This window comes from Cetobacterium sp. (assembly GCF_048470075.1).
In the GTDB taxonomy this organism is placed as follows: domain Bacteria; phylum Fusobacteriota; class Fusobacteriia; order Fusobacteriales; family Fusobacteriaceae; genus Cetobacterium_A.
In genome coordinates, this window is record NZ_DBGBQB010000072.1 from 1 (window position 1) to 7,729 (window position 7,729).

Sequence of the window (7,729 nt, forward strand, 5' to 3'; positions counted from 1 at the left end):
TTTGTAGCTTATAAGCATACAAAAAAATATTTTACTTAGAAAAAAAACATTTACAAAAATAGAAAAATATTGTATAAAGGATACTGTGAAAAGAAATAATTTTTTACTGTAAAAAATTATTTCTTAAAGATAACACAATTAAAAATCGGAGGGGATTTTATGAAAAAATTAGCACTTTTTTTAGGATCTTTACTTGTTGTAGGAACTGCTGCTCAAGCGAAAGAGGTAGTAGTTGCTCCTGTTGAAGTATCAAAAGAGATAGTAGTAGTAGCTGAGCCTGTGGTTGAAGAGGTAGTAGTTACGCCTGCATTTAGACCAACAGGATATGTGGGAGTACAGTATAGAGCATATGGTAACACTGAGGGTCATGGAGACGATATCAGATGGAATACTGCTGAGAATAAAGCGGATACTAATCAAGATCAGTGGAACAGAGGAGCTAATAAGTACTCTAGACTTGAAACAACTTTTGGTGTTCAAGCAACTGAAAACTTCAAATTAGAAGGAAGAATTAGAGATTATAATAATTTAGAAAGAAATGATGAAAAGAAAAATGATAACGCTAAGGATGGAACTGAAACAAGATTGAGAGCTTACTATCAACACAATGATTGGTTCACTTCAAGAGTTCAATATAGAGATGAAGAAAATGATTCTCAAAACTTAGAGTATCAAGCAAGATTTACAACATACAAAAATGAGGGTGGACTATTAAGTAGTTTAATACTTGCTCCAAAAGTATATCATTCATTCCCAGAAGATGGTGGATCTAACTACATGAATACTATTGGTATGGATATCGAGTATGCAGGTAACTTACCACTTGGATTTACTTGGGATGGTACTATCTACTTAAATCAAAATTTCTATGGACAAGATTTCCACACAAATGCTGATTTAAAAGATAATAAAGATAAAGATTTTGTAGTTGAGTGGGAATTCTATTTACGTAGAACTTTTGCATTATATTCAACAGATAACTATGCTATAGACTTTAACTTCGAGGGTGGATATGATCCATATGTATTTGGTCAATATGATAAATACACTAAAAATGATAAAGGTGAAGTTTCTAAGTCAGCTAAAGCAACTTATGAGTTATATACACTATTAACTTTAGATACAGAGTACAAAGTAAGTGAAAACTTTGCAGTAAATGCTGGAGTTGGAGCAGAGTACAGAAACTGGGATAACATAGATCAAAGTTCAGCTTCTCACTGGAGATGGCAACCACTTGTATATGTAGGAATGAAAACAACATTCTAATAATGAATAAAAAACCCTTGGAAAAATCCAAGGGTTTTTTTTTAATATCCACCATAGTTATCAGCGGCTAAAATAGCGGCTAAAACCTTTTCTGGTGTCACTTCAAAAGGCATATTATGTATAGTTTCTCCAGGGGCACAAGCCAGCTTAGCCACTTCTAAAAGTTTTTCTCTCTCTATGGAGCTAACTCCTAAATCCTCTAGGGATGTTGGAAGCCCTATATTTTTACAGAAAAATAAAACTTCATCAATCTCCTCCATAGGGGCATTTTCAAGAAAAAGTTGAACTAGGGTTCCAAAGGCCACCTTTTCTCCATGATATAGATCATGACACTCCTCAAGGACTGTTAGACCATTGTGGATAGCATGTGCTGCTGCCAGTCCTCCACTTTCAAATCCAATACCACTAAGGTATGTATTGGCTTCAATAATATTTTCCACAGCCTTTGTACAGACACATTTTTGTGCAGCAAACATAGCTTTTTCACCATCGGCTAACAGTGTATCAAAACAAAGTTTAGCAAGAGTTAGAGCAGCTTTGGTTGGAAGTCCTCCTCCCATATTTAAAGCTCCAGATCGCTCACATGCTCTGGCTTCAAAATAAGTGGCTAAAGCATCTCCCATTCCACTGGCTAAAAGTCTAGCAGGAGCCTTAGCAATAATATTTGTATCCATTAAAACGATATTTGGGTTACTTGGTAGAAGAAGATACTCATCAAAGATTCCCTCCTCTGTATAAAGTACAGATAGAGCGCTACAAGGAGCGTCAGTAGAGGCAATGGTAGGTACAATTATAACAGGTAGATCTGAATAGTATGCCAAGGCCTTAGCGGTATCTAAAGTTTTACCTCCTCCAACTCCAATGATAATATCTGAGTTTTTGTCTTTTAAAATATCCTTTAAGCGATTGATCTCAACTTTGGAGCACTCTCCATTAAAAAGTTCAAAAGAAGCTATTAAATTCTCTTTTTTAAAGCTCTCTTTAATAATATCCTCAGTGATACTCATAACAAAGTTATCTGCAATGATAAAGGCATTTTTCTTTGCATATTTTGCGATATTACTTAAAGAGTCAGGTCCTTGAATATATTTGCTAGGTGATAAAATAATGTTCTCCATTTAATACCTCCATAAACTTTAATAAAAAAATTTTGTTACCCAATTATTACCACTAAACTCTTAATTTGTAAATAGAAAAATGGTATAATTTAATAAAAAAGGATGGTGTAGAATGCTAAAGCTTTTTGATTTAGGTGAAGAGAGTGAGCCTAAAAAAAGAATAGATCAATTGAGAAAAGAGATAGAGCGTTACAATTACTATTATTATACAAAAAATGAGTCTATAATATCAGATTTTGAGTTTGATAAACTTTTAAAAGAGTTAGAAAAATTAGAGAGGGATTATCCAGAGTTTAAAGGGGATATATCACCAACAAAACATGTTGGAGCTATTGATTTAAAGGAATCAAAATTTAAAAAAGTTATCCATAAGAAACCTATGTTAAGTCTTAGTAACTCATATAATATAGATGATGTAGTCGCTTTTACAGAGAGAATTGAAAAAAATTTAGAGTATAAACATGAAAAACTGGAGTATGTTCTTGAGTTAAAATTGGATGGAGCTAGTATAAGTGTAACATATGAAAAGGGACAACTTGTGAGAGCGGTAACTAGAGGGGATGGAATTGAAGGGGAGGATGTTACAGATAATATCCTTGCAATAGATACAATTCCAAACTACTTAAAAGAGGAGATTGATTTAGAGGTTAGAGGAGAGATTGTTCTTCCTTTGAGTAGATTTGAGAAATTAAATGAGGAGAGATTAGCAAATGGAGAGGAGATTTTTGCCAATCCAAGAAATGCAGCCAGCGGAACTCTGAGACAGTTGGATTCACAGATTGTTAAAGAAAGAGGATTGGATGCATATTTTTATTATGTGGTTGAACCTTTAAAATATGGGTTTAAAACACATAGAGAAAGTTTAGACTATTTGGATAGAGTTGGAATAAAAACAACTAAGGTTGCTGAAGTGATAGACTGTTTATCTACTATGGAAAAAAGAATTAACTATTGGGAGATAGAGAGAGAAAAATTAGATTTTGAAACAGACGGATTAGTAATAAAGTTAAATAATATTGATCTTTGGGATGAGGTAGGGTATACAACAAAAAGTCCAAGATGGGCAATAGCTTATAAGTTTCCTGCAAAACAGGTCACAACAAAACTTCTGGGCATAACATGGCAGGTTGGAAGAACTGGAAAGGTAACTCCAGTGGCAGAGTTAGAGGAAGTGGAACTATCTGGAAGTAGGGTAAAAAGAGCTAGTTTACACAATATGGATGAGATTTTAAGAAAAGATATCAGAGTTGGAGATAGAGTATTCATAGAAAAAGCGGCAGAGATTATCCCACAAGTTGTGAGCTCTATAAAAGAGGTAAGAACTGGAGAGGAGACAGAGGTAACTCCACCAACTGTTTGCCCAGTGTGCGGATGGACCCTAGAAAAAGAGGAGGGTCTGGTGGACTTAAAGTGCGTAAATCCCAATTGTCCAGCTATAGTTCAGGGAACTATAGAGTATTTTGTATCTCGTGATGGAATGAATATAAGTGGTTTTGGAAGTAAGATTGTGGAAAGAATGCTTCAACTAAACTATATAAAGGATATTACAGATATATATGATTTGGCAAAATATAAAGAGGAACTTATGAATCTGGATAAAATGGGAGAGAAAAGTGTAGAAAAGCTTTTAGCTTCAATAGAGAAAAGTAAAGAAAGACCATACTCTAAAACACTTTATGCTTTAGGAATCCCCTTTGTAGGTAAATTTTTAGGTAATGTTTTAGCGAAAAAAAGTAAAAATATAGATACTTTAGCTCAGATGTCTAAAGAGGAACTCTTAGAGATTGATGGAGTTGGAGAAAAGGTTGCTGAATCAGTTTATAACTATTTTAGAGATGAAAAATCAAAAGAGATAGTAAGAAAATTAAAGGATTATGGAATCAACTTTGGAAAGATTCATGGGGATATTGAGGAGAAAAAAGTTGAAAATGGAAAGTTTACAGGAAAGACATTTTTATTTACAGGGAAGTTACAAAGATTTAAAAGAGAGGAGATCAAAGAGTTAATAGAATCTCTAGGTGGAACTAACCTGTCTTCAGTGAGTAAAAAATTGGATTATCTAATTGTTGGGGAGGATGCTGGAAGTAAGTTAACAAAAGCTAAGGAGCTTGGAACAGTGACAATTTTAACAGAGGATGAGTTTATAGAACTAAGCAAATAAAAAACTCCTAGGGATAACCCCTAGGAGCTTTTTATTTTATGTTAGCACTTTTAGTTATAAACTATTATTAAGCAGCTTCAGTTTCATTTAAAGACTTCTCATATACTCTTAAGAATGGAATATATAGGAAGAATGAGACAGCAACTAATCCACAACTTAGAATAAATGCAGTGATACTGAAGTTAGTAGCAAGTAAAGCTCCAATTGGTCCTGGAGTTGTCCAAGGAACAAGAGTTATAATCTTTCCTACTAGATCAAATTTTGTAGCGAACCATGCTATACAAGCATTTAATACTGGAATTCCAACAAATGGAATGAATAGTAATGGGTTCATCACAATAGGTGCTCCAAACATTATTGGCTCATTGATATTGAATACTGCTGGAATAACTGAAAGTTTTCCAATTGATTTAATATGTGCATTTTTACTTACAGACATGGCAAGTGCAAGTCCTAAAGTAGCTCCAGCTCCTCCAATATAAACATAAGCATCAAGGAATCCTCCAGCGAATATCTTTGGTAAAGTTTCCCCAGCTTGAAGAGCAGCTTGGTTAGCAGCAAGGTTAGATAGTGTTATAGAGTTGATAATAGCTATAACAATGTTTGTTCCGTGTAATCCAGCAAACCATAAAAGGTGAGTAATTATGATAATAAAGATTACAGAGATTAGTGAGTCAGACATATTAAGCAGTGGTGCAAAAGCTTTTAAGATAATCTCAGGTACCATGATGTTTAAACTCTTCATTGCAAAGATATTAAATGCATGGAAGACAATTGTAACAAACACGATTGGGATTAATAATTCGAATGATTTAGCAATTGCAGGTGGCACTGAATCAGGAAGTTTGATAACAAACTTTTTCTGTACAAGAAGTCTGAAGATTTCAATAGCTATTATCGCTCCTAGGATAGCTGTAAATAATCCTTTAGCGTCAAGGTATCTAGCATCCATAATTGGCATCCATCCACCGTCAGGGATAAGGAATAGAGCTCCAGCTCCCTCAGCTTGACCAACAGGTAACCAATCTAGTTTCGCTGAAACTAGTAAAAATGCATACATTGATAAGAATCCACCAGTTGTACCATTAAGACCATAACTATTAGATAAAGACATACCGATTCCATAAGAAACGAATAGAGACATAATTCCCATACTCACATAGAAGGGTTGTACTAAATCCCCTTTAAAAGCTCCCATTAAATTAGCGTACCACTCCATATAAAGTACGTTATTAGGGTCAGTAAATGGTAGATTTACCATTAAAAGGATAAATGAACCGATAATTAAGAATGGCATCGTATATACAAAACCATCTTTGATTGCATTTAAATATCTGTTTTGTCCAACTTTGGCAGCAACAGGCATAAGTTTTTCTTCAATAATATTCATAAAGTTACTCATATAATTTTTCCTCCGTTTTTATTTTATTATATCAAATTTTATAGAAAGGGGGTGGAGGAAAAAACTTCCCCTCCCCATAATTTTTATAATATTCTCGATTGGTTATATTAGTTAAACTTGTAGTTTAAACCAACATATCCCCACCACATGTTACATGTTTCTTTTCCATTTGCTCCACCGAAAATATCAGAGTTTTTGAAATCTCTTTTTCCGTTTTCAAAAGCTACTCCAACAAATGTAGAAAGTTGCTCAGTGAATACATAGTTACCCATCAATTCATATCTGATTCTTTCTCCAATACCAGCTTCCCAATCTCTTTTGAAATCTCCATTTTTATCTTTAGAGTCCACAGTTTTGTCTAAAGTAAGTCTGATTCTAGGCATAATAGTTAACTTTTCTGTAGCTTGATATGGCATCATGATTCTAAGTTGAGTTTCAACCATCTCATAAGTATCATAGAACTCTCCAGTAGTATAGATAGTAGGATTTAAAGATAATGAATCAGTTAACTTAAATGATGGTCCAAAATCTCCTTCCCAGTAGTTTCCTTTTGTACGTTTACCTCTTTTAACAACTGCTGTAGGATCGATTACATCAACCTCATAGCTTGTTCCTTTATCAATATCATGACCAACAACAAACCATCCAGCAAATAGGTTGTTGAAGTAGTTCCAATCAGTTCCTAACTCAAATCTTTCTCTTCTGAACCCATCTCCATTTTCATTTCTGTATTTAACATGGAACCCTTGATTCTCAAGTAGTTGATATCTAACTTTCCAGTCCACTCTTGTTCTGTCATTAGTTCCATCTTTGAAAGAATAAGCTCCTCCAATATATCTTCTTTCAACATTTAAATCTAAAGTTAACTTATCTTTAGAAGCTGAAATACCAGTTCCCCAGAAAAGAGCGTCGTCTCCATTACCCATAGGAACCATTTTATCCCCTTTTCTAACTATTTTAGATGAGTTATCGAAGTTCTCTGTCTCTAAGTACATTCTACCACCAAAAGTCCATTTATCCTCTGGAACTTCAACCATAGTCATAACTTGAGTTTCCTCATTTACATTTTCCTCTTTAATCTCCCCAGCAACAGGTGCAACTGTTTCAGTAATAGTTGTAGGTCCTGCTACAACCTCTTTAGCAAAAACGTTTGTACCTAATAATGATAAAGCAGCTAATAAATAAAGTGATTTTTTCATTTGTTACCCTCCCGTTTTTAAATAAAAGTATTATTCCCGTTTTAAATAAAAATTAAAATATATATCTATATTTTATTTAGCTAAGCTTAAAGCAAAGTCTAAAATTTTCTTACCATTTAAAGTTCCATAAGCCATAGTGTCAATAATATCTAAAGGCTTTCCAGCTTCAGCAGCAATAGCACCTAACTCAGCTTTTTTAAATCTAACTTGAGGTCCTAAAAGGAATACATCATATTGAGGTAATAACTCGTGGAACTGCTCTAAACCAACAGCATCAATTTTAACCTCTATATTTTCAGCAGCAGCAGCAGCTTCCATTTTTTTAACAACCATACTTGTTGACATTCCAGCAGAACAAAGTAATAATATTTTTTTCATAATCGTTTCTCCTTTTTACACACATAATATTTGAAATTTTAATTTAAACTTTTTAAAATTTATTGGGTGAAACTTTCACCTGACACAAAAATTATAAAATATGTTTTAAAAAAAGTCAAATTTCACAAAAATCAGACTTTTTTCGTCAAATAAAAATACATAATATAAAAAAAAACTTGAAAATTAGAGATAAATATTGTATTCT

6 protein-coding genes are annotated in these 7,729 nt (G+C 33.5%); 2 read left to right on the top strand and 4 right to left on the bottom strand.

Annotated elements, in window-relative coordinates; translation table 11 throughout:
• Positions 1-159: 159 nt before the first annotated feature.
• Positions 160-1,266 (top strand): hypothetical protein, encoded by a 1,107-nt coding sequence (locus tag ACMOUI_RS02495; protein ID WP_418964166.1) that lies wholly within the window; start codon positions 160-162, stop codon positions 1,264-1,266.
• A 41-nt stretch (positions 1,267-1,307) separates the two neighbouring features.
• Here the strand turns inward: ACMOUI_RS02495 and ACMOUI_RS02500 are convergent, their stop codons facing one another.
• Positions 1,308-2,384 carry a glycerol dehydrogenase gene (locus tag ACMOUI_RS02500; protein ID WP_418964167.1) on the bottom strand — a complete coding sequence of 359 codons (1,077 nt, stop codon included), beginning with the start codon at positions 2,382-2,384 and terminating at the stop codon, positions 1,308-1,310.
• 112 nt (positions 2,385-2,496) lie between these two features.
• Here ACMOUI_RS02500 and ligA point away from each other — a divergent pair, with 112 nt between their 5' ends.
• Positions 2,497-4,545 carry an NAD-dependent DNA ligase LigA gene (gene ligA, locus ACMOUI_RS02505; RefSeq protein ID WP_418964168.1) on the top strand — a complete coding sequence of 683 codons (2,049 nt, stop codon included), beginning with the start codon at positions 2,497-2,499 and terminating at the stop codon, positions 4,543-4,545.
• A 67-nt stretch (positions 4,546-4,612) separates the two neighbouring features.
• On the opposite strand, the gene celB is transcribed toward ligA, so the two are convergent.
• From celB to ACMOUI_RS02520, 3 genes are all read right to left on the bottom strand, one after another.
• Positions 4,613-5,947 carry a PTS cellobiose transporter subunit IIC gene (gene celB, locus ACMOUI_RS02510; RefSeq protein WP_418964169.1) on the bottom strand — a complete coding sequence of 445 codons (1,335 nt, stop codon included), beginning with the start codon at positions 5,945-5,947 and terminating at the stop codon, positions 4,613-4,615.
• 107 nt (positions 5,948-6,054) lie between these two features.
• Positions 6,055-7,146, bottom strand: coding sequence for a hypothetical protein (locus ACMOUI_RS02515; RefSeq protein WP_418964170.1), 1,092 nt, complete (start codon positions 7,144-7,146; stop codon positions 6,055-6,057).
• 72 nt (positions 7,147-7,218) lie between these two features.
• Entirely contained in the window at positions 7,219-7,524 is a 306-nt protein-coding gene (locus ACMOUI_RS02520) for a PTS sugar transporter subunit IIB (protein ID WP_418964171.1), read from the bottom strand.
• Positions 7,525-7,729: the final 205 nt, after the last annotated feature.

Bases quoted from the DNA above. Each gene is read 5' to 3' on its own strand.
- ACMOUI_RS02495 (WP_418964166.1), top strand. From the start codon at position 160: ATGAAAAAATTAGCACTTTTTTTAGGATCTTTACTTGTTGTAGGAACT.
- ACMOUI_RS02500 (WP_418964167.1), bottom strand. From the start codon at position 2,384: ATGGAGAACATTATTTTATCACCTAGCAAATATATTCAAGGACCTGAC.
- ligA (WP_418964168.1), top strand. From the start codon at position 2,497: ATGCTAAAGCTTTTTGATTTAGGTGAAGAGAGTGAGCCTAAAAAAAGA.
- celB (WP_418964169.1), bottom strand. From the start codon at position 5,947: ATGAGTAACTTTATGAATATTATTGAAGAAAAACTTATGCCTGTTGCT.
- ACMOUI_RS02515 (WP_418964170.1), bottom strand. From the start codon at position 7,146: ATGAAAAAATCACTTTATTTATTAGCTGCTTTATCATTATTAGGTACA.
- ACMOUI_RS02520 (WP_418964171.1), bottom strand. From the start codon at position 7,524: ATGAAAAAAATATTATTACTTTGTTCTGCTGGAATGTCAACAAGTATG.